Source organism: Staphylococcus sp. TCBT05 (assembly GCF_055179755.1).
Genome location: NZ_JBUQDQ010000005.1, coordinates 875302 through 897287 on the forward strand (window position 1 = coordinate 875302; position 21986 = coordinate 897287).

The window sequence follows — 21986 nt, forward strand, 5'->3', positions numbered from 1 at the left end:
TGAAGTGTATGCATCAAGTTGGATTTGGATTTTGGAATTGGATAGCAGTTATTATTTATCTCGTAGTCATGTTGTTAATCGGTGCTTATTTTACTAAAAGGGCAAGTCAAAATACAGATAGTTTCTTTACCGCAAGTGGTCGATTGCCGTCTTGGGCAGTTGGTTTCTCAATTTATGCAACAACTTTAAGTGCAATTACGTTTATGTCGACTCCCGAAAAAGCATTTTTGACGGACTGGGCGTACATTGCGGGCAACATTGCCATTGTTGCAATCATACCGCTACTTATTTATTTTTATGTGCCATTTTTTAAAAAGTTAAAGGTTACTTCCGCATATGAATATTTAGAGGCTCGGTTTGGTCCGAGTGTACGTGTGATAGGATCACTTTTATTTGTATTATTTCATTTAGGTCGTGTAGCAATTGTAATATACTTACCCACGTTAGCGATTACTTCTGTTTCAGATATGAATCCGATTGTCGTTGCTTCTTTAGTAGGGGTATTGTGTATACTTTATACATTTTTAGGTGGCTTTGAAGGAGTGGTGTGGAGTGATTTTATCCAAGGTGTCATTCTTCTAGGTGGTGCGGCTGCGATTATTATTCTAGGGGTAACACATATTCAAGGCGGATTCGGTACACTTGTTAATGATGCTATTGAACATAAGAAGATTATTAGTGCTGATAATTGGAAGGTAAATGCAGCAGCTGCATCAATACCAATTATCTTTTTAGGTAATATCTTTAATAATTTACATCAATATACTGCAAGTCAAGATGTTGTACAAAGATATCAGGCATCAGAATCTATGAAAGAAACGAAACAATCACTTTGGATGAATGGTATTTTAGCATTAATTTCTGCGCCATTATTCTATGGAATGGGAACAATGTTATATTCATTCTACAATCATGAAGCTAACTTGCCATCAGACTTTAATACATCTTCTGTTGTGCCATATTTTATATTAACTGAAATGCCACCTTTTGTTGCAGGATTATTAATTGCTGCTATCTTTGCAGCTGCACAATCCACAATATCGTCGAGTTTGAATTCAATTTCAGCATGTATTTCTGTAGATATTAAGCATAGGTTTTTTGGAAAATCGAGTGATAAACAGGAAGTGTTATTTGCACGTTGGATGATAATCGTCTCAGGATTATTCGGTTATGGTATGTCAATTTATCTTATCATTTCTAATTCTAATGGTTTGTGGGATTTATTCTTACTAGTAACGGGTCTCGTAGGTGTGCCACTTGCTGGTATCTTTGCTGTAGGAATATTTACAAAACGTACGAACACATTTGGTGTAATCTGTGGATTAATCTGTGGCATTCTCTTTGCCTACTTATTTAATGGTATTGGCGGAGGGAATTCACCCTTCTTTGTATCTATTCTGTCGTTTGCAATCGCATTTGTCTTTTCTTATTTAATTAGTATTGTGGTGCCAGGGGCATCTAAAGACATTCAAGGACTGACAATTTATGACAGACATGCACAAACAACTTATATTTCTAAAACAAAAATTGAGTGACGATTATAAGCTTTGATGGGGCATATTATTTTCAATTTCATAATGTAATCGTTAAGATATAGCTATTAATGAAAGTTTGAAAGCGAGGAATCTGAATAATGTCTACATTAGTAATTATTGCACACCCAGATATCACCAATTCTACAGTGAATAAAAAGTGGCGCGATGCATTGTCTGAGCAAGAAGATTTAGTGACAATTCATGAATTATATCCTGAATATCCACACGGTAAGATTGATGTTGAAAGAGAGCAAAAGCTATTAGAAGCACATGACCGTATCATTTTCCAATATCCATTATATTGGTACAGTAGTCCGCCAATGCTTAAACAATATTTAGACGAAGTATTCACTTATGGATGGGCTTATGGTTCTACAGGTAATGCATTAGCAGATAAAGATTTTGCTATTGCTGTGTCTATTGGTTCAGCACCAGAATCTTATACATCAGAGGGAAATGTTAAATATTCAGTTGAAACATTATTAAGTCCGATGATAGCAACGACACGTTTCGTTAAAGCTAATTTTGCAGGTATTCATAAACTTTATGGTGCTTTGAATATTACGCCAAGCCAAGTTGAAGAAAATGCGAAAGATTATATTGAATTTATTAAGCAACTTGATAAATAACATTTTTTTAAGAAGGCTCATGAATCAAAATCATGGGCCTTTTTTCTATATGTAACTGTCTCAATTCACTATGATTCAATCTAGATTATAGATATAATGTAGGTATTATATAACAAAGGATTTGAGGGGAAAATAGATGGTAAAAGCAATAGCAGTTGATATGGATGGTACATTTTTAGATAGTAAGAAAAATTATGATAAAGAAAGATTTGAATACATTTATCAGCAACTTCAGCAAAAAGGGATTAAGTTTATTGCAGCGAGCGGCAATCAATATGCTAAATTGAAATCAATATTTGGTGAAAGAGATATGTTATTTGTAGCAGAAAATGGAGCAGTCATTTACGAAGGTGATCAGTTATTAGATTATCGTTCGTTTGATAGAGTGCTATATCAACGTATAATAGATTACTTAAATATTGAACGTGGTATTAAAAATTTAATCGTATGTGGATTGAAAAGTGCATACATATTAAAGGATACGCCTGAAATATTCAAAGATGTTGTTAGATTTTATTATCATCAATTACAAGAAATTGACTCATTTCAAGATTTACCGGAGGATGAATTTGTTAAAGTTGCTTTAGATATAAATAGAGATACTCATCCAATGCTTGATGATGAGTTAACTCAACAATTTGTAGATGAACTGAAACTGGTTTCAAGTGGTCATGATAGTATTGATTTAATTATTCCTGGTATAACGAAAGGCTATGCCTTGGAGCGATTATTACAGAAATGGAATTTTTCAGCAACAGAACTCATGGCTTTTGGTGATGCGAATAATGATTTAGACATGTTACAACTTGCTGAACATAGTTATGTAATGAAAAATAGTCATGATAAAACATTGTTTGAAGTTGCTAATTATGTGGCACCAACAAATGATGAACAAGGTGTATTAACTGTTATAGAGGATAAAGTGTTAGAGCAATAAGTAACAGTAATATATAATTAATAGATTATATTTTTCTAATTATTTATCATTACATGAATTAATACATTATAAACATATTACTTTAATCTACGTTTCTATGTAGCTTATACTGAAAACTATAATAGTATTCAATTTGAAAGGTAGGCAAAGTAATCATGACTCACATGCAAGATACAATTATTGAAGCATTCAACTTTAGACATGCAACAAAACGGTTCGACGCAACAAAATCAATCAGTGATTCGGAATTTAATACAATTCTCGAATCAGGACGACTTTCTCCGAGTTCACTTGGACTTGAACCGTGGAAATTTGTAGTTATACAAAATAAAGCACTCCGTAATAAACTAAAGGAAATCAGTTGGGGCGCACAGGGACAACTCGATACAGCAAGCCATTTTGTATTAATTTTAGCGCGCAAGAATGTCGTAGCTAAGTCTCCTTATGTACAGCATTTATTACGTGAAGTGAAACAATATAGCCCAGAGTCGATTCCTGCAACAGAAGAAAAATTTGATAACTTCCAAACAGGTTTCCACATCAATGACAATGAACGTACATTATTGGACTGGGCGCGTAAACAAACATATATCGCATTGGGTAATATGATGACAAGTGCTGCTTTGTTAAATATAGATTCATGTCCGATTGAAGGATTTGATTTAGACGGTGTAACAAAGTTATTATCAGATGAAGGTATATTAGACGAAGCAAATTTTGCACCATCCGTTATGGTTGCTTTTGGGTATAGAGAGACGGAACCAAAGCCAAAGGTTCGCCAATCACAAGCAGACGTTATTGAATGGTTAGAATAGTTCGTTTAGCCAATTATTTTAGACATACTTAATAATGATAAGACCTATGATTATTAAGTATGTCTTAAGTTGGTATATTTGATATTGGATAAAAAAATTAAATTTCTAGTATATTAAGTTAGTTTGAATTTAATAAAAATAAAATCAGCTGGGACTTCAAATACGTCTCAGCTGATTTATTGTTGTGTAAATAATAGGATTTGTTTAACCTTATTTAAAGGAAACACGCATTAGACTTTATAAATTATTGCCATTAGTAGCTATAACGTTTTTATACCAATCAAATGAGTCCTTCTTGATTCGTTGTTTGCTACCATTTCCATAATCGTCTTGATCGACATAGATAAATCCATAGCGCTTTGACATTTCACTCGTGGACATTGAAACTAAATCAATGGGACCCCAAGCTAAATATCCGATTAAGTTCACGCCATCTTGAATTGCTTTTTTAGCTTCAGTAATATGTTGTTGTAAATAATCTATACGATATTGATCATGAATTTGATTATCTTTTACTTCATCGACAGCACCTAAACCATTTTCAACAATAAATAATGGTTTGTGGTAGCGATCCCAAAATTCATTCAATACGATTCTGAGACCAACAGGGTCAATTTGCCATCCCCAATCAGAAGCTTCTAAATAAGGATTTTTTAAACTGTTCATCAAGTTTCCATTTGTTGTTTTACCTTCAGGTTCTGTTGAAGACAGTAGTGACATGTAGTAACTAAATGAAATATAATCTACGGGATATTGTTTGATAATTGCTAAGTCAGCATCAGTAATCTTCAAAGATATGTTATTTTCTGCTAAAAATTTGTTGAAATAATTAGGATACTCACCATTAGCTTGTACATCTGTATATAATAAATTAGCTTGATTATCTTGTTGTGCTTTTAATACATCATCAGGGTTACATGTATTAGGATAATGTTTCATTCTAGCTAACATACAACCCATTTGTGCATTAGGAATAATCTCCTTTAACTTTTTAGTTGCTAATGATGAAGCTACAAATTGGTGATGTAATGCTTGATATGATGCAGATAGAGGATTATCTTCGCGGTCAGATAATATGCCACCACCTGTGTATGGTGAAAGATTGATGATATTGATTTCATTAAATGATATCCAATATTTAACTTTGTCTTTATAGCGTGTAAATACTGTTTCAGCATATTTTACAAAGTGATCAATTACAGCTCTATCTACCCAGCCATTGTATTTTTCAGTTAGGCCAATAGGTGTTTCATAGTGACTTAACGTTACAACGGGCTCTATATTATATGATAATAATGTATCAAATACTTTGTCATAAAAGGCGAGGCCTGCCTCATTAGGTTCTGTATCATAACCATTAGGGAATATACGAGACCAATGTATCGACATGCGAAACGCTTTGAAACCCATCTCAGCAAATAAAGCAATATCTTCTTTATAAGTGTGGTAAAAATCAATGCCGTCACGTTTAGGGAAACGGCCTTGATAATTTGAATTTTTGATTTGTTTAATTTTGTCAGAAGTAATTTCCATCTCATTATCTTTAGTGCGTTGTGACTTAGGGATAAATTCTATAAAGTCCGCTGTAGACATCCCTTTACCATCTAAATTATAAGCACCTTCAATTTGATTGGCTGCAGTTGCTCCTCCCCATAAAAAGTTATTTGGAAAATTCAAGTTCATTTGCTTCATTGTATTACCTCCATTTATTAATATGATAAGTCCTCACCGTTCGAATTAATTACGTTTTGATACCAGTAAAATGAATCTTTGCGAATACGATTTAGCGAACCATTACCTCGATTATCTCTATCAACATAGATATAACCATAGCGTTTTTTCATTTCGCCACTGCCAGCAGAAACGATATCGATACATCCCCATGATGTGTAGCCAAGTAATGGAACACCATCTTTTACTGCTTCTTTCATCTGTGTTAAATGTTCACTTAAATATTTAATACGGTATGAATCGTGAATTTTTCCATCTTCAGACACCTCGTCAATTTCTCCTAATCCATTTTCAACGATAAATAGAGGCTTTTGATATCGGTCATAAATTTGATTCATAGTAACTCTCAAACCAACGGGATCGATTTGCCATCCCCAATTTGAAGCTTCTAAGTATGGATTTTTTAAAGAAGCGAAAGCATTGCCTGCCTCTTTATGCTTATTGACTTCATCATCACCACTTTCAAGTCTACTTGAATAATATGAGAATGAAATATAATCAACAGTATACTGTTTTAATAATTCATCATCACCTACAGCTTTGTTTATGTTGATGCCAAGTTCATCGAAAAGACGTTTACTATAGCTTGGATACTCGCCGCGTGCTTGTACATCAATGAAAATATACTGTTCTCTATTTTTCTTAAGTGCAGCCATGATATCTACTGGGTTACATGTATTAGGGTAGACATCGCCAGCTGCTAGCATACAACCGATTTGATTGGTAGGATCAATCTCTTTTGCAATTTTTGTTGCAAGACTAGAAGCAACTAGTTGATGATGTGCAGCTTGATACATGATTTGTTCTTTATGATCGGTATCCTTGATAATTAAACCACCACCGATATATGGAATGTGTAATATCATATTGATTTCATTATGTGTAATCCAATATTTAACACGCTTGCTATAGCGTTTAAAAAGCACAGTTGCATAATTTACAAAGTAGTCAATGGTTTGTCTGTTATACCAACCACCATATTGTTCTGCTAAATAGTAAGGTGTATCAAAGTGGTTGATTGTCACAATGGGTTCTATACCATAATGCTCAAGTGTGTCAAATAACTCATCATAGAAAGCTAAGCCATCTTCATTAGGCTCACTCTCATCGCCATTCGGGAAGATTCTTGGCCATGAAATAGAAAGTCGTAAAGCTTTAAATCCCATTTCAGCAAATAATTTAATATCTTCTTTATATCTATGGTAAAAATCAATAGATTCATGACTAGGATAATAATCAAATTGTTGATTAAGTGCATTTGCAGGGTTAAATAATGGTTCCTTGCGTTCATCACCAGCAGGTAATAAATCAACTAAACTTAACCCTTTACCATCAGCTTTATAAGCGCCTTCAACTTGATTAGCAGCGATTGCGCCACCCCATAAAAAATCTTTATTTAATACAGACATATAGAAACCTCCATTTTTTGTTTTTAATAAATAATAGCGAATAAATCATCTTGCTTATTAAAATGTGCTTTACTTTCAATGATGACATCCTTTGTAATATTAGAGTTTGTGACTACAATCATAACGGTATCATCAAAGTTTTGTTTTTGAATTATCTGACTATCAAATTCAATTAATGGCTGTCCGGCAACGACAGTATCACCTTGGTTTACTAATGCTTTAAAGCCTTGTCCGTCTAATTTCACAGTATCAATACCAATATGAATAAGTAATTCTGTACCGTGTTTTGATTTGAGGCCTATAGCATGACCAGTAGGGAATAAACTTTCAACTGTTGCATCAAAAGGTGCAATAATTGTATTGGATGTAGGCTTAATGGCAATACCTTTACCCATTGCTAAAGATGAAAACACTGGATCATTTACTTGTTCTAGTTTAATCATATCGCCAGATAATGGTGCCTTTACGAAATCATCTTTAACAATATGTTGTAGTTCAGTTTCGCCGTTAATAGGAGAAGTTACATCTTTTGTTTTACTATCTTTAGAATCTGAAACCTCTTGTTCCTGTTCATTTTTATCTGAATGGACAATGTATCCCACAATAAGACCAACAATTAATGCCAATGCGGTAGCTAAGACTGCAATCCAAACTGAAGAATCTAAACCGGCTTTACCAATAAATGTTGTATATCCAAAGATTCCTAAACCACCCATAAAGTATAGTTTAGTTCCAGCAAACCCAATTAATCCGCCAAAGATACCTGCAACGATACAACTATAGATAAACATTTTCTTTCTTGGCAAAGTAATACCGTAAATTGCTGGTTCTGTTACACCAAAAATACCTGATATTGCTGCGGGTAGTGAAATGGATTTTAATTTTTTATTTTTAGTTTTTAAGAAAATACCAAACACAATTCCAGTTTGTGCAAATGATGCTGCAAAAATAAGTGGATTAATAATGTCGAATCCAGTCGTAGAAACATTGTTAATCATGATGGCTACGAGTCCCCAATGTAGACCGAAGATGACAAAGATTTGCCAAAAAGCACCTAATAAAATACCGGCTAATACTGGACTTAGACTATAGATAGCTAAAGCACCTGATCCAATCCAGTTTGCTAGCCAAGAAGAAACCGGCCCAATCACTAAAAAGGTAACAGGTACGATAATTAATAATGTGAAAAACGGTACGAAAAATGTTTTAATGACGTCCGGAATAATGACCTTTAGTTTCTTTTCAAGTTTTGCTGCGAAAAACACTGCAAAAATAATTGGAATTACACTTTGTGTATAAGTCATAGAAATAATAGGTAATCCAGCAAATGTGAGACTAGATTGTACTTCGAATATTGAACCAGAGAATAGGGTAGTAGCACCTTTTGCGCCTAATTCCATTGCAGAAACTAAAGTAGGATATACCAAGGACGCACCTATTGCCATACCCAAAAATGGATTCGCATGGAATTTCTTAGCTGCAGTTAACCCTAAAAATATTGGGAAAAAGTAAAATAAAGCATCTCCAATAGCAAATAACACTTGATATGTCCCAGATTTTTCAGTAACCCATCCTAAAGCTAAAAATAATGCTGAGAAACCTTTGATCATCCCGGCAGCTGCCAATACACCAAGAAGTGGTTGGAAGATACCAGAAACTAAATCAATAAAGCGACTAAGTACACTGCCAGAACTAGCTTGTTGTTGCGACTCTGATTCTTCGTCTTGAATATTTGCCACGTGGCTGACAGCTTCGTATACTTCGGGTACATGATTGCCGATGACAACTTGATACTGTCCTCCCGATTTCATGACTGTAACAATGTCATCATGTGATTTAAGGAAATCTGTATTTGCTTTAGATTCATCCTTTAATTTAAAACGTAGTCTTGTAATACAATGTGTTAACGATAGAATGTTATCTTTCCCTCCAACATTATCGACAATAGTTTGTGCTAAAGACTCATATTTCATAGAAAACCACCCCAGTTTTTAGTATGAATTTTTAAAAAATAAGTTACAGCTATTAGGTGTATTATGGCCATGTAATACGCCTTACTAGCTTTAAAAGAAAACAAAAAAACTCAGAATAAAACACAGATGAATACAAATTCATCATGTTATACTCTGAGTTTTGCCTACTTAAAGTTACAACCTCAAACGCCAAAATAAGCGCCAAAAGTAACAATTAATATTAATTTGAAATAAGTATAGCGCTTAATGACAAAGATGTCAACGCTTACATTTTTATTTTACTAATCTGGCGATGTGTAAAATAAGGTACACTCTTTCATCAATTGATAACGAATGTTTATAATTTTTTAGCAGAAAATCTGAAATTTTGTCAACGCATTGATCTGATGTAGGATGCTTTTGACGAAGCGAGGTTAATAAACTTTCATCAGTAACTTCATTTAATGCTTCGTTGTTAAGTAATCTCTGACTAAAGAACTTCAGATGAGTCATGAATCTAGAATAATTCAATTCGTCTTCATTGATGTGTAAGTTAAAATGATATCTAACAATATCAATAATATTTTTTGTTATCTTCGTAATTTCATAAATTGTACCAATTTCTTCATCAAGACTTGCATTAACAATATGCATTGCAATAAAACCTGCTTCATCTTTCGGGAGCTGAACCCTAAATTTTTCTTTAATGATATCAAGGGCAGTGACCCCAATTTTAAATTCATTTGGATAAAGTTTTTGAATTTCATAAAGTAAAGGGTTCTTAATTAAATGTCCCTCTGTCGTACGTTTAATTGCATAATCAATATGATCGGTTAAAGCAATATAAACAGATTCAGCAACAGGTGTTTCATATAATTGGTTGGCAGCAGTTATAATTTCTTGAGTAGTAATTAATACATCTTGATTAATTTCTTGGAGTAACTGCAACATGCGTTCCTGTTCAATACTAGTTAAACGGAAGACCTTTTCTATTTTATCTTTTTCAATCAAATCACCATTACACTTCCCAAATGCAATGCCTTTGCCCATAATAATGCGCTCTTCGTGATTAATTTTCGATATAATAACATTATTATTCAATATTTTTGTGATTTTCATCTAATAAATCACCCCTGACTGATTTAACATCCCTATAATATATTTATATATTAAATATAGATGCAGTATTATGTTATGTCAAAGTGATTTATTTGATTAAATTGTATATAAATTACTGAATAGTAGAATTATTTTATATACTAGTGCGTATAATTATGGTATGAATAGAGCTTTAAATCTTTAGAAATATAAATCATACATAGCAAGAGATAAAGAATATTGAAATCAAATTTTGATGGTATGTTCTAGGTAAATGAACAATTTTAATACGAAGTAGTATAAATAAGCCACCCCAAAAGTTTGAGTTGCATATTTAGGGTAGCTATCTATTGTAGAATTTTATATGAAGTTTTATCCTGGGACACTTGATTTATCACTATGAATCGTAATATTAAATCCTTCAGGTGATAATAGTCTTGTGTAATCGGTATTTGGTTTATATATATCTATACTAGTTAGCCCTAATGTGGCATTGTTCTCTGTTCTGAGTATACTTGATTGCCAAGTGTTAGCGGCTATATGGTGATGATAATGTTTAGTTGACATGAATAGTGCATTTGGTAACGTAGAAACAAGTTCTAATCCGAGTTGTTCTACATAAAATTGATAAGCTTTACTGATGTCTACTGTTTTTAAATGTAGATGGCCAATTTTTGCCCCGTTAGGAAGTCCCTGCCATCCAGCTTGTGATTGTTCAGAAAGCAAGTCGTTGACATCCACGGCGAGAGTATCCATTTTTACCTTTTGCTCTTCCCATTGCCAAAGTGTAGCATCACGGTCTTGATATACTTCAATGCCGTTACCTTCAGGATCATTAAAATATAGTGCTTCACTAACTAGATGGTCACCGCCACCGACTTGAATTCCTAATTGTGTAATATGATATAAAAAATCTGCTAAGTCACTTCTACTAGGCAAAAGGTATGCAATATGAAATAGTCCACTTTCTTGAATGCTAGGTTGGCGGCCATTTGATAGTTCATTTAAAGTTAGTGTGTGACCGCCGTTACCAACTTTAAAAGTAATGGAAGTTGTTGATTCAACTATCGCTTCAAATCCTAAAAATTCGCGATAAAAGTGAATCATTTTGGTTAAATCATTTACGTTTAGTGTGATATTTGTTACTTGTGTGGCATGTTCGTCATGAAAGGTCATATGTGCCTCCTAAAATTCTTCTTGTATTTATAATGGTTACAAGTAGATATTAGTATAAAAAGTATATTAGGTCAATGGAAGAGACTCAATATATTTCAAAATAAGCAACTTTCTATTTATAATTGTACTATAAATAGAATTATAGGGAGTTGTAATATGAAACGCTATCATTTTAAAGAGAACTTTTTTAGTGCTTCTAAATCAGCAATTGAAGTGTTTAATGAACGAGAGGAAGCGGTTTTTTCATTAAAGTTATTTTACAAGTCTACGTCACAAGAAGCGTTTGCATTATTTGGTCATCAGAAGCATAACTATGAAATTACGGATGGTCAAGATACGTATCGTGTCATTCAAGAGAAAACGATAAGTGGCACAATAAAGACACCGTTTAAGACGGTATGGCAAGTTGAGAAAAATGGCGATGTAATAGGCGTGTTTCGTACGAAAATTGGCATGAAACCAACTATGCTTTTTGAAGGTGCAAAAGGTGATGTTCTTAAGTTTCAATCTGGATTTATTTCACGCAGTGTTAAGGTGACTGAAGGTAATAATGAAATTATGCAAACAAAGTCAGAACGCTTTAAAATTGCCTCACAACACGATATTGATATCGCCAGTGAAACATATCACCCTGCAATGCTTATTCTATTATTCCAAGCATTTTACGAATATCAAGAATATCAAAGAAAGCAATCTAATTAACTTGAACTTATCAACGTGCAAGTTACACCTCGTTCCAATGAATCCTGAAGATTACAATTATGTATCTTTATTGTAAATAAAATAATTTTTTTAAAAATTAAGATTAAAATGGAATACTTAGGGAAAGTGATTATCGACATCTTATTTATAGTATATAAATTTTATGAATTCATTACATTTATAATATTTAGACTTCTGTTTTAATGTTTATATTATACAACGGCGAATTCACATGTTACATAATCCAATGTAGATTGTTTATTACTATATGTAAGATAATTATTTTTTTAATAAGGGGAGGTAATCACATGACTGATACAGCTATGCCATTATTATTAAAAGTGATCGATTTATTAGCAAAAATTTATGGTTAAGTTAAGCCAGCAACAACAGATAAGAGGCCGAGAAATTAATCTCGACCTCTTTTTAATGAATTTATTGAATTAACCTGCATATACGTCCTGATATTCTGAATGTTTTTCTATGACATTTTTAGCAAATGGACAAGTCGCAACAATTTTCAAATTGTTCTCACGTGCATATTCAACGACACTTTGTACCAATTGTGATCCAATACCTTGTCCACCCATTTCATCAGGAACTCCAGTATGATCAATATCGATTTGATTATCATTTAATTTTTTGAACGTAATCTGTGCTTGAGGATTATTTTCATCTTCTCCGATATAAAACTTATTTGTACCTTGCTTGATTTCAGCCATACAATCACTCCTCATAGTAGTTTGTATTATATAAATATCACGTTTAGTGTATTTGTAAACAAATCTTTCTTCTCTCGATGACTAAATGTGTGTTTTAAAGATATTTAAAAATTTAATAATAGGGATTGAAATATAAAGAAAATAAGTTTATAGTTTAAACGTAATAATTTCGATTTGGAGGCGTAGGCTTTGAAAAAAAGTTTGAAATATATAGTGCTACTAGCTGTGATTATGTTGCTAAGTGCTTGTGGCAATCTTGATAAAGATAAGAATAAAGATGTGAGTACCAAGAATAAATTAGAAATTTATACGACAGCGTATGCTTTTCAAAATTTAACTGAACAAGTGGGAGGAAAATATGTTGATGTAAAATCAATTTACCCTGCAGGTGCAGATATACATTCCTTTGAACCCACTCAAAAAGATATGATTAAAATTTCAAAAGGGGATTTATTTTTATACTCTAGTGATGAAATGGATCCAGTAGCTAAAAAAATTGCAAAATCGATTAATAATAAAGATTTAAAATTACCATTGGCTGATAAGTTGAAAAAGAATGAAATTTTAGCTGGGGAAGAACATGATCATGAAGGTGAATCACATGATGAACATGCTAAGCATGAAGAAGGTAGCAAAGATCCTCATGTGTGGTTAGATCCCGTATTAGATAAGAAATTTACAAAGGAAATAAAGGATACTTTGATTAAAAAGGATCCAAAACATAAAAAATATTACGAAGATAATTATAAAAAAGTAGTTAAAGATATAGATGGTATTGATTCACAATTAAAATCAATTACTGAAAATCCAAAGCGTGATACTGTAGTGATTTCTCATGATTCAATAGGTTATTTAGCGAAACGTTACGGTTTTAAACAAGAAGGTGTAACGGGTATGAATAATGAAGAGCCTACGCAAAAACAATTAATGAAAATCGTTAAAAATATTAAAAAAACAAAGCAACCTTATGTTTTATATGAACAAAATATTTCATCTAAAGTGACAGATGTGATTAAAAAAGAGACCAATACAACGCCAGTAAGTTTCCACAATATGGCAACATTAACAAAAGCAGATAAACAGAAAAAGGGTATTTCATATCAATCGTTAATGAAGAAGAATATTAAAGCATTAGATAAAGCATTGAATAAATAATAGATTGTCGCGCACATGTTTACTTTATAAGTAGCGTTCGAGCGTGATTAATCATAGGTATTTCATAGAGCCAATCTGTAATCCAGTATTGGCTCTATTTTAATTGAGATAAAATAGTGATTGAATATAAAAAATATATTTTTATTTTTTTAAAAATTCTATGTCCTACAACTGATTGTTTAATGCTATGATGTTGATAGATAAACAAAGTGGGAGTGGTAGATATGTATCATGTTAAAAAGTTGATGGGATTGGCAATTGCTGTAACATTGTTATTGGCTGCTTGTGGACCTAAAGAAGAGAAAGACACATTTAAAGGGGATGCATCTGGAGTTGATATGAAAGTTACACTCACGCACAAAGGTGATAAAGTAACTAAGGAAAACATTCGTTCAACGATCAACTACAAAGATTTAGGTCTTAAGAAGGATGATATGAAATCTTTATTAGAATCTGAAAGTGAAAAATATCAAGATATTAAAGGTGTTTCAGAGAAGATAAAATATTCAGACGGTAAGGCTGTTGAAACTGTAAAAATTGATTTGGAAAAAGTTGATTTAAAAGAGTTGAAGAAAATTGCTCCAGAATCATTCTCTGGTGATACGAAAAATAAACAAGTAAGTTATAAAAAGACTAAGAAAGCTTTGAAAAAAGCAGGATTGAAACAAGTGACAAAAGATTAAATTTTTAAGTAGCATCTAGAACATAAATTCCAAATAAAGCACTCAGATGAATGAATTTAATTTATCTGAGTGCTATTTTTTATATTACGTATTGTTGGCTCGCTTTCCTAGGGGACAGCTTCAGCCTGTAGTCTTCAGCTTGTCCTGTTCCCTTAGGAGTCTCGCCAAAATACTGCTTAATGCAATAGTGTTTTACATTAAGATATCTTAAAAAAGGCAATTTCTATATTATTTCAATAGAAATTGCCTTTTGCTTATCTAAGCACGCGGTACTCTAGATATTTTAGTGATTTATCACATTTTAATCATATCTAATATAGGATACGGTTGTATTATAGTATTCTTCGAAACCATGGATGCCATCTGCGCCACCTAAACCAGATTCTCGCCAACCAGCATGGTAACCATTGACGACTTCTTCTGCTTCGCAATTGGCATAAACTTCTCCAAATTTTAATGTTTCAGTTGCTTGCATAATTTGTTTTAAGTTTTCGGAGAAAATATAAGAAGATAGTCCAGCATTCGTATTATTAGCTTCAGCTATAGCTTCATCGAAGTCTTCGTATTCGATAACAGGTATTACCGGACCAAATATTTCTTCTTTAAATGCCTCATCTGTTGTTTGGATATGATCTAAAATTGTTGGCTCATAAAAATAACCTGCGCTGTCTATTTTCTTACCACCAGTTACTAAAGTAGCGCCATTTTTAACTGCATTTTGAACTTTATTATCAATACTATCTAATTGACGTTGATTAATAATTGCACCATAGTCCGTATTATCATCAAATGGATCGCCGACTGTGAGTTGTTCCATTTTAGATTTCAGTTGTTCGATAAATGAATCGTGTATTGATTTGTGGACAAATACACGTTCAGGACAAGTACATACTTGTCCAGCGTTATTGATTCTTGCTGTCACGATGTAATCTACAGCTTTATCTATATTGGCATGTTCAGTAACGAGTACAGGTGCATTACCACCAAGTTCTAAGTTAACTTTCTTAACTGTATTGGCACTTTCTGCATAAACAGATTTACCAGCTTTCATACTTCCTGTAAGAGAAATAAGTTGGATATCAGGGTGTTGTGCTAACTGCGTTCCTACTGTATTACCAGTGCCTGGAACAATTTGAATAAGTCCTGCAGGAATTGTAGAATCACGTAACAATTCAGCAAGTTTCAATGTGATTAGTGTAGTCTCTTCACTTGGTTTAATTACTGCGGAACAACCTGTAATAACAGCTGGAATAATTTTGCGCATTAATACTAATATAGGTGCATTCCAAGGTACGATACCTGCTGTTACACCGATAGGTTTTTTCGTTAGTAGAATAGTTTCGTTTTCTCTACTATTTTGTAGAACTTCGCCTTTATTTGAAAAGCTTAAGCTCGTCATATAGTCAATAAAATGTATTGCCTTGTCTATTTCACCTTTTGCGGAAGCTAAAGTCTTACCTTGTTCTTTTACATATAATTCTGCCAATGTGTCTTTATGTTCTTCTAATAATGGTATTAATAGCTTAACATGTTCAGCACGTTTGGGTTGAGGTACCTTTTCCCATTCTAATTGTGCCTGTTTAGATTTTTCTATAGCATCGTTAACTTCTGATTGAGTGGCAAAAGTGATTGTATCTATTTTTTCACCTGTTGCAGGATTAATAACGTCCATTGTGTCTTGTGATTGACTTTCTATAAATTCATTATTTACAAATAATTTATTCAATATTGACACCTCCACACTCTACTTCTACCACTTATTGAAGTTATGAAAACGAAAGAATTAATTTTCATAATAATTACAATATTTAATTTGAAGTATAAGTATTATTGGGAAATGCTTTTATAGAGCGTTTTTTAATTGATGGTATATTTTTTATACTTAAAATGTTGACTTCTAAAAACGTCAGCGTTATAATTATCTCGAAATCGAAATAAATTGAAAGTTGGTGATGTGATGGAACGAACGACAGAGTCATTGAATGCATTTATTGGATTGAATAGAACGACTGATCATTTAGAACAAATTGTTAGAGCAGATGTACAGCGTTATGGATTGAATGTAACTGAATTTGCAGTGCTAGAACTCCTATATAGTAAAGGTGAACAACCTATTCAGAAAATTGGTAAACGCGTACTTATTGCTAGTAGCAGTATCACTTATGTAGTAGATAAACTCGTTGAGAAAGGCTGCGTCGAAAGAAGAAGAGATGAGCAAGATAAACGTGTAACTAAAGCGGTATTAACCAAACAAGGTCATGAAATGATGGAACGAATTTTTCCTGAGCATGCAGCAACAATAAACTCAACTTTTGCAGTGTTAACAGACGAAGAATTAGCAATATTACAGCAAGCATTAAAGAAATTAAGTGCTCAACCTACAGAGGTTTAATGCACTTAATATTTTTAAATAAAATTACTTCGAAATCGAGATAAAATTAAGGAGCGTGTTTGATTATGACAAACAATCAATTATTAGGAATCCACCATGTTACAGCGATTACAGATGATGCTGAAAGAAACTATAAATTTTTCACTGATGTGTTAGGTATGAGACTTGTTAAAAAAACAGTGAACCAAGATGATATATATACGTATCATACATTCTTTGCAGATGATGAAGGTTCACCTGGAACAGATATGACATTTTTTGATTTTCCAAATATTCCAAAAGGTAAGTCTGGCACTAATTCAATTACCAAACCTTCATTCAGAGTACCGAATGATGCAGCATTAAGTTATTATGAACAACGATTCAATGACTTTGGTGTGAAACATGATGGTATACAAACTCTATTTGGTAAACAGGTTCTTCCTTTTGAAGAGTCAGATGGTCAACATTATCAACTCGTATCAGATGAACATAACAGTGGTGTGGCACCAGGTAAACCATGGCAAAACGGACCAGTTCCAACTGATAAAGCAATTTATGGCTTAGGCCCTATCGAAATTACTGTCAGTTACTTTGAAGATTTTAAGAAAATATTAGAACAAATCTATGGTATGAAAACAATTGTGGAAGAACAAAACGTTGCACTTTTAGAAGTTGGAGCAGGAGGTAATGGTGGTCAAGTTATCTTGAGAAAAGACACAACAAGTAATGAAGCAGTGCAAGGTTACGGAGAAGTCCACCATGTATCATTTAGATTGAAAGACCATGAAGCTATAGCACAATGGGAAGAAAAATATAAAGAAGTTGGAATTGGTAATTCAGGATTAGTAGATAGATTTTACTTTGAAGCACTTTATGCACGTATTGGTCACATCTTGATTGAAGTGTCTACTGATGGTCCTGGATTTATGGGTGATGAACCGTATGAAACATTGGGTGAAAGTCTATCATTACCACCATTTTTAGAAAACCAACGTGATTATATCGAATCAGAAATTAGACCATTCAATACTAAACGCTAAAAAATAATGACATGTCAAAAGGAGTGAACGTTATGGAAGCAATACAACACATTCATCATATTTCAGCAATCGTAGGAAACCCAGAAGAAAACATTGCATTTTACAGAGATATTTTAAATTTAAAACTAATTAAAAAAACTGTGAATTTTGATGATCCAGGCACTTATCATCTGTATTTTTCAAATAATAATGTAGATAACGGTACGATATTAACATTTTTTAATTGGCCAAACGAACATGTGGGGCGTACTGGTAATGGACAAGTTGGTACTATTGCTTTCAGAATACCCAAAGGAACTTTAGAGGTATGGAAACGACACTTAATGGACCAAAATATCACAGTTACGGTTACCACATTATTTGGACAGTCAACATTACAATTCAATGATGTACACGGTTTATCACTCGCACTTGTTGAGGATGACCAAGCATCGACTAATCGTGACATAATAGGGTTTCATGGTGTGACGATGTTAACTGAAAATCCACAAGCTACACTTGCAACTTTAGTAGAAGATATGGGATTAGAGCAAATTGGTGAAGACGCATCGTATATTCACTTAGCTACTGTAGGTGATTGGCGTCATCATGTCATGATTAAAAAAGAAGGTCCAGCAAATCGTGTGCGCTTTGGAGTGGGCGTTGTGCATCACATCGCATGGTCTGTACCTGATAATAAAGCACATAGCGCATGGCAAGCAAAAATGATTGGCAAAGGCTATCATGTTACTGAAGTGAAAGATCGCAATTACTTTAAAGCAATATATATGCGTGAACGAGGTGGTATTATATTTGAATTTGCAACTGTAGGTCCAGGATTTACAATTGATGAACCATTTGACAAATTAGGTGAGCAATTAATGTTTCCACCACAATATGAAGATCGTAAGGAAGCATTGTTACAACAATTACCACCAATTCGAATTTAATTATGCAGTTTAAAGAATACGCACAAATAGAAAGGAAGAGGATTTGTATGGAACACATTTTTAAACAAGGAAAGCCTGAAGCGCCTACGTTTATATTATTACATGGCACAGGTGGAGATGAAAATGATTTAATGCCTTTAGCTGCGGCACTAAATGCGGATTATAGTGTATTGAGTATTCGTGGTGAAGTTTCAGAAAATGGCATGAATCGTTTCTTTAAACGTCATGGCGAAGGGCAATATGACGTAGAAGATTTAAAATATAGAACTACAAGATTGGCAGCATTTATTAAAGAAGCGGCTGAAAAATATGGCTTTGATGTGGAACAATCAATTCCGGTGGGCTTTTCAAATGGTTCGAATATTGCTATTAGCATGATACTAAATGAGTCTATAACGTTTAAGGCGGCATTATTATATGCACCATTATATCCATTAAATATAACTGAAGATAAGGATTTAAGTCATATGAATGTGCTACTTTCAATGGGTGAAAGAGATCCAATTGTGACAATGGATGCTAGCAAACATGTTATAGAATTATTTAAGCAAACTGGGGCAAACATCACCGAAGTATGGGTGAATAGTCATGAATTAACTCAAGCGGGTGTTATAGCTGGTCAGAAAGTAATAATGAATAGTTAAGTAAAAAAAGAAGTTGCATAAACATCACCTGATACAGTAGGTATGATGTTTGTGCAATTTTTTTGTAAATATTTAATAACAAGTGATAAATTCAAAATTTCGTAATTCAGTACAAAGTTGGCTATAATTTAAGCTAGAGTAATGATGTTTGAATTAAAGGAGTACTTAATATGACAAAAAATAGTGCATTAATTGTAATGGATATGCAAAATGGTATTGTTAATGGGATAGAGGACAACGCAGGGGTAATTAGAGCTAATCAACAAGCGATAGCTGATGCGCGAACACGACATATACCTGTTATTTTCGTTAGAGTCGCTTTTACAGGTGATTATTTAGAAGTTTCTGAGAATAATAAGATGTTTTCACAATATAAAGCAAGTGGACAACCGATGTCGAAAGAAGCTACGTCCACACAAATTATTAATGACTTACATGTAGAAGATACGGATCCTGTAGTTGTGAAACATCGATTAAGTGCATTTACCGGAAGTAATTTAGAAGTGTTACTTCGTGGTATGAATATAAACCACATTGTATTGACTGGAGTGAGTACGAGTGGGGTTGTCTTATCTACAGCGGTAGAGGCAGCGGATAAGGATTTCCAAATTACGATATTAGCAGATGCTGTTACTGATAATGATCAATACAAGCATCAGTTTTTAGTGGATAACATATTAACAAGATATGCAACAATCGATCATACGACAGAATGGTTGAATAAATGATAAATAAAACCCAGTCAATGAACTTTTCATAAGTTCATTGACTGGGTTTTTTGTTGTTGTCTTTATGACTTTGAGTTGTTTACAAGGTTAGATTGATTTGAGTCCACACGTTACATTAAGCCTATAATTTTCATCCATAATGAACCTATACCAAGCCAAACGATGAAATAGAAAATGGCTAGAATCGCGTTCATTGTCCACCAACGATTTTGAGTGACGTAGCCAGCTGAATATAAAATAGGAGCTGGACCACTACTATAATGTGTTGTTGAAGCCATTAAGTTACCAAAGAAACCGAGCATTAATGCACTATAAAGTGGTGGCGCACCAGTTGCAATTGCTACACCAAGTAAAGCAGAATACATTGCGCTTACATGTGCAGTCGAACTTGCAAATAAGTAATGTGAGTAGAAGTAGAATAATACTAAGATAATAAGTACGATTGGCCAACTTAAGCCACCTAAACTACCTGAAATAGATTTACTTAACCATGGAATAAAGCCAAGTTCATTTAATTGATTAGCCATCATAACGAGTATTGAGAACCATACTAAAGTATTCCAAGCGCCCGTTTCATTCAAGATATCGGACCACGCTAAAACACCTGTTATTAATAATAAGGATAATGCAATAAATGCAGTAAGCGTTGCATCGATATGAATTACGCTACCTAATATCCATAAGATTAATGCAATCAAGAAGATACCAATCATGAATTTTTCACTCTTACTCATAACGCCCATTTCATCTAATTCATTTTGAGCCCATGATTTAGCATTCGGTGTTTCTTTGATTTCCGGTGGATATAATTTATAAATTATAAGTGGAACAAGCACTAATGAAAGAATCCCTGGAACCAACGCAGCTAAGAACCAGCTCATCCATGAAATTGTTACGCCTTGATGCTTTGCAAGTGACTGTGCTAGTGGATTACCCGCCATTGCAGTTAAGAACATTGCTGCAGTAATCAAATTACCGTGAAATTCTGTGAATATTAAGAATGAACCCATTTTACGTTGTGTACCGTCTTCAGGCTTAGAGCCAAAAGAACGAGATAAAGCATTGATAATAGGGAACATGATACCGCCTGCTCTAGCAGTATTACTAGGTGTTGCGGGTGCTAAAATTAAATCCACACCAATTAAAGCATAACCTAAGCCTAATGTTTTCTTACCAAATAATTTAACAAATTGTAAGGCGATACGGCGACCTAAGCCTGTTTTAACGAAACCTCTAGAGATAAAAAAGGCCATAGCGATAAGCCAAATACTACTGTTACCAAAACCAGCTACAGCAGTATCGATTTTTACTGTACCGGTCAACACGGTTAGTGAAAAACCGATTATTGCTACTGCACCAATTGGTAAAGGCTGAGTGATACAACCGATAATGGTAGCGACGAATATCGCAAACATATGCCAAGCTGTTGCATCAACACCATCTGGTCTAAAAGGGGTAATTAACCAAATGATTATGCCAACCAAGATAGGTACGATAAATTTCTTGTAATTAATACTTTGATTCACAATGATTCACCTTTCTTTACTTTCTATATTTTGGGGAGTGAAAATTGAATTTAAGATTGAACCTATCCACTATCTATGAAAGTGAAATTATGTATGATCCTGTGGCAATATAATTTCAATACTTCAATAGAGTCATCTCATTTCGAAAATAAATGTTGATTTAATAAAAAATTCATAATAATTATAGAATTATGAAACCCT

At 33.4% G+C, this 21986-nt stretch carries 20 protein-coding genes; 12 read left to right on the forward strand and 8 right to left on the reverse strand.

Annotation, left to right across the window (positions count from 1 at the left end; translation table 11 throughout):
- Positions 1 to 8 precede the first annotated feature (8 nt).
- From ACY191_RS03890 to ACY191_RS03905, 4 genes are all read left to right on the forward strand, one after another.
- Positions 9 to 1535, forward strand: coding sequence for a sodium:solute symporter family protein (locus ACY191_RS03890; protein WP_042740310.1), 1527 nt, complete (start codon positions 9 to 11; stop codon positions 1533 to 1535).
- 98 nt (positions 1536 to 1633) lie between these two features.
- Positions 1634 to 2164: an NAD(P)H-dependent oxidoreductase gene (locus ACY191_RS03895; protein WP_042740309.1), complete on the forward strand. Its 531-nt coding sequence runs from the start codon at positions 1634 to 1636 to the stop codon at positions 2162 to 2164.
- A 136-nt stretch (positions 2165 to 2300) separates the two neighbouring features.
- Positions 2301 to 3101: a Cof-type HAD-IIB family hydrolase gene (locus tag ACY191_RS03900; protein WP_042740308.1), complete on the forward strand. Its 801-nt coding sequence runs from the start codon at positions 2301 to 2303 to the stop codon at positions 3099 to 3101.
- Between the two features lie 155 nt (positions 3102 to 3256).
- Entirely contained in the window at positions 3257 to 3916 is a 660-nt protein-coding gene (locus ACY191_RS03905; RefSeq protein WP_229366544.1) for an NAD(P)H-dependent oxidoreductase, read from the forward strand.
- A 237-nt stretch (positions 3917 to 4153) separates the two neighbouring features.
- On the opposite strand, the gene ACY191_RS03910 is transcribed toward ACY191_RS03905, so the two are convergent.
- The 5 genes from ACY191_RS03910 to ACY191_RS03930 form a co-directional block, all read right to left on the reverse strand.
- Complete coding sequence (locus tag ACY191_RS03910; protein WP_042740306.1) at positions 4154 to 5608, reverse strand: glycoside hydrolase family 1 protein; 1455 nt, start codon at positions 5606 to 5608, stop codon at positions 4154 to 4156.
- Positions 5609 to 5625: 17 nt separating this feature from the next.
- Positions 5626 to 7056, reverse strand: coding sequence for a 6-phospho-beta-glucosidase (locus ACY191_RS03915; protein ID WP_042740305.1), 1431 nt, complete (start codon positions 7054 to 7056; stop codon positions 5626 to 5628).
- A 23-nt stretch (positions 7057 to 7079) separates the two neighbouring features.
- Positions 7080 to 9029: a beta-glucoside-specific PTS transporter subunit IIABC gene (locus ACY191_RS03920; RefSeq protein WP_229366545.1), complete on the reverse strand. Its 1950-nt coding sequence runs from the start codon at positions 9027 to 9029 to the stop codon at positions 7080 to 7082.
- A gap of 273 nt (positions 9030 to 9302) precedes the next feature.
- Positions 9303 to 10127: a BglG family transcription antiterminator LicT gene (gene licT, locus ACY191_RS03925; RefSeq protein ID WP_042740303.1), complete on the reverse strand. Its 825-nt coding sequence runs from the start codon at positions 10125 to 10127 to the stop codon at positions 9303 to 9305.
- A 351-nt stretch (positions 10128 to 10478) separates the two neighbouring features.
- Entirely contained in the window at positions 10479 to 11282 is an 804-nt protein-coding gene (locus ACY191_RS03930) for a VOC family protein (protein ID WP_042740302.1), read from the reverse strand.
- A 156-nt stretch (positions 11283 to 11438) separates the two neighbouring features.
- Here ACY191_RS03930 and ACY191_RS03935 point away from each other — a divergent pair, with 156 nt between their 5' ends.
- Positions 11439 to 11984, forward strand: coding sequence for a tubby C-terminal domain-like protein (locus ACY191_RS03935; protein ID WP_042740301.1), 546 nt, complete (start codon positions 11439 to 11441; stop codon positions 11982 to 11984).
- Between the two features lie 443 nt (positions 11985 to 12427).
- Here ACY191_RS03935 and ACY191_RS03940 read toward each other — a convergent pair whose 3' ends face one another.
- Positions 12428 to 12706 (reverse strand): GNAT family N-acetyltransferase, encoded by a 279-nt coding sequence (locus tag ACY191_RS03940; RefSeq protein ID WP_042740300.1) that lies wholly within the window; start codon positions 12704 to 12706, stop codon positions 12428 to 12430.
- A 189-nt stretch (positions 12707 to 12895) separates the two neighbouring features.
- On the opposite strand from ACY191_RS03940, the gene ACY191_RS03945 reads away from it, so the two are divergent.
- Together ACY191_RS03945 and ACY191_RS03950 are read left to right on the forward strand one after the other, a co-directional pair.
- Entirely contained in the window at positions 12896 to 13861 is a 966-nt protein-coding gene (locus ACY191_RS03945) for a metal ABC transporter solute-binding protein, Zn/Mn family (RefSeq protein ID WP_229366546.1), read from the forward strand.
- 224 nt (positions 13862 to 14085) lie between these two features.
- A complete protein-coding gene (locus ACY191_RS03950; protein WP_042740298.1) occupies positions 14086 to 14544 on the forward strand; it encodes a DUF1307 domain-containing protein in 459 nt (152 codons plus the stop codon).
- A 301-nt stretch (positions 14545 to 14845) separates the two neighbouring features.
- Here the strand turns inward: ACY191_RS03950 and aldA are convergent, their stop codons facing one another.
- On the reverse strand, positions 14846 to 16273 hold the full coding sequence (aldA, locus tag ACY191_RS03955; protein ID WP_229367396.1) for an aldehyde dehydrogenase: 1428 nt from the start codon (positions 16271 to 16273) through the stop codon (positions 14846 to 14848).
- A gap of 228 nt (positions 16274 to 16501) precedes the next feature.
- On the opposite strand from aldA, the gene ACY191_RS03960 reads away from it, so the two are divergent.
- The 5 genes from ACY191_RS03960 (at position 16502) to ACY191_RS03980 (ending at position 20259) form a co-directional block, all read left to right on the forward strand.
- A complete protein-coding gene (locus ACY191_RS03960) occupies positions 16502 to 16936 on the forward strand; it encodes a MarR family winged helix-turn-helix transcriptional regulator (RefSeq protein ID WP_042740297.1) in 435 nt (144 codons plus the stop codon).
- Positions 16937 to 17001: 65 nt separating this feature from the next.
- Positions 17002 to 17958, forward strand: coding sequence for a ring-cleaving dioxygenase MhqE (gene mhqE / locus ACY191_RS03965; RefSeq protein ID WP_042740296.1), 957 nt, complete (start codon positions 17002 to 17004; stop codon positions 17956 to 17958).
- A 32-nt stretch (positions 17959 to 17990) separates the two neighbouring features.
- Positions 17991 to 18887, forward strand: a complete 897-nt coding sequence (locus tag ACY191_RS03970) for a VOC family protein (protein ID WP_229366547.1) — start codon at positions 17991 to 17993, stop codon at positions 18885 to 18887.
- Between the two features lie 47 nt (positions 18888 to 18934).
- Positions 18935 to 19531, forward strand: a complete 597-nt coding sequence (mhqD, locus tag ACY191_RS03975) for a methylhydroquinone degradation carboxylesterase MhqD (protein ID WP_042740294.1) — start codon at positions 18935 to 18937, stop codon at positions 19529 to 19531.
- A gap of 170 nt (positions 19532 to 19701) precedes the next feature.
- Entirely contained in the window at positions 19702 to 20259 is a 558-nt protein-coding gene (locus tag ACY191_RS03980; RefSeq protein WP_042740293.1) for a cysteine hydrolase family protein, read from the forward strand.
- Between the two features lie 110 nt (positions 20260 to 20369).
- Here the strand turns inward: ACY191_RS03980 and ACY191_RS03985 are convergent, their stop codons facing one another.
- A complete protein-coding gene (locus tag ACY191_RS03985) occupies positions 20370 to 21785 on the reverse strand; it encodes an anion permease (RefSeq protein ID WP_042740292.1) in 1416 nt (471 codons plus the stop codon).
- Between the last annotated feature and the right edge of the window lie 201 nt (positions 21786 to 21986).

Excerpts from the sequence above, each read along its gene's own strand:
- ACY191_RS03935 (WP_042740301.1), top strand. The coding sequence starts at position 11,439 with ATGAAACGCTATCATTTTAAAGAGAACTTTTTTAGTGCTTCTAAATCA.
- mhqD (WP_042740294.1), top strand. The coding sequence starts at position 18,935 with ATGGAACACATTTTTAAACAAGGAAAGCCTGAAGCGCCTACGTTTATA.
- ACY191_RS03960 (WP_042740297.1), top strand. The coding sequence starts at position 16,502 with ATGGAACGAACGACAGAGTCATTGAATGCATTTATTGGATTGAATAGA.
- ACY191_RS03950 (WP_042740298.1), top strand. The coding sequence starts at position 14,086 with ATGTATCATGTTAAAAAGTTGATGGGATTGGCAATTGCTGTAACATTG.
- mhqE (WP_042740296.1), top strand. The coding sequence starts at position 17,002 with ATGACAAACAATCAATTATTAGGAATCCACCATGTTACAGCGATTACA.
- ACY191_RS03895 (WP_042740309.1), top strand. The coding sequence starts at position 1,634 with ATGTCTACATTAGTAATTATTGCACACCCAGATATCACCAATTCTACA.
- ACY191_RS03920 (WP_229366545.1), bottom strand. The coding sequence starts at position 9,029 with ATGAAATATGAGTCTTTAGCACAAACTATTGTCGATAATGTTGGAGGG.
- ACY191_RS03905 (WP_229366544.1), top strand. The coding sequence starts at position 3,257 with ATGACTCACATGCAAGATACAATTATTGAAGCATTCAACTTTAGACAT.
- licT (WP_042740303.1), bottom strand. The coding sequence starts at position 10,127 with ATGAAAATCACAAAAATATTGAATAATAATGTTATTATATCGAAAATT.
- ACY191_RS03900 (WP_042740308.1), top strand. The coding sequence starts at position 2,301 with ATGGTAAAAGCAATAGCAGTTGATATGGATGGTACATTTTTAGATAGT.
- ACY191_RS03910 (WP_042740306.1), bottom strand. The coding sequence starts at position 5,608 with ATGAAGCAAATGAACTTGAATTTTCCAAATAACTTTTTATGGGGAGGA.
- ACY191_RS03940 (WP_042740300.1), bottom strand. The coding sequence starts at position 12,706 with ATGGCTGAAATCAAGCAAGGTACAAATAAGTTTTATATCGGAGAAGAT.
- ACY191_RS03890 (WP_042740310.1), top strand. The coding sequence starts at position 9 with ATGCATCAAGTTGGATTTGGATTTTGGAATTGGATAGCAGTTATTATT.
- ACY191_RS03970 (WP_229366547.1), top strand. The coding sequence starts at position 17,991 with ATGGAAGCAATACAACACATTCATCATATTTCAGCAATCGTAGGAAAC.
- ACY191_RS03980 (WP_042740293.1), top strand. The coding sequence starts at position 19,702 with ATGACAAAAAATAGTGCATTAATTGTAATGGATATGCAAAATGGTATT.
- ACY191_RS03930 (WP_042740302.1), bottom strand. The coding sequence starts at position 11,282 with ATGACCTTTCATGACGAACATGCCACACAAGTAACAAATATCACACTA.
- ACY191_RS03915 (WP_042740305.1), bottom strand. The coding sequence starts at position 7,056 with ATGTCTGTATTAAATAAAGATTTTTTATGGGGTGGCGCAATCGCTGCT.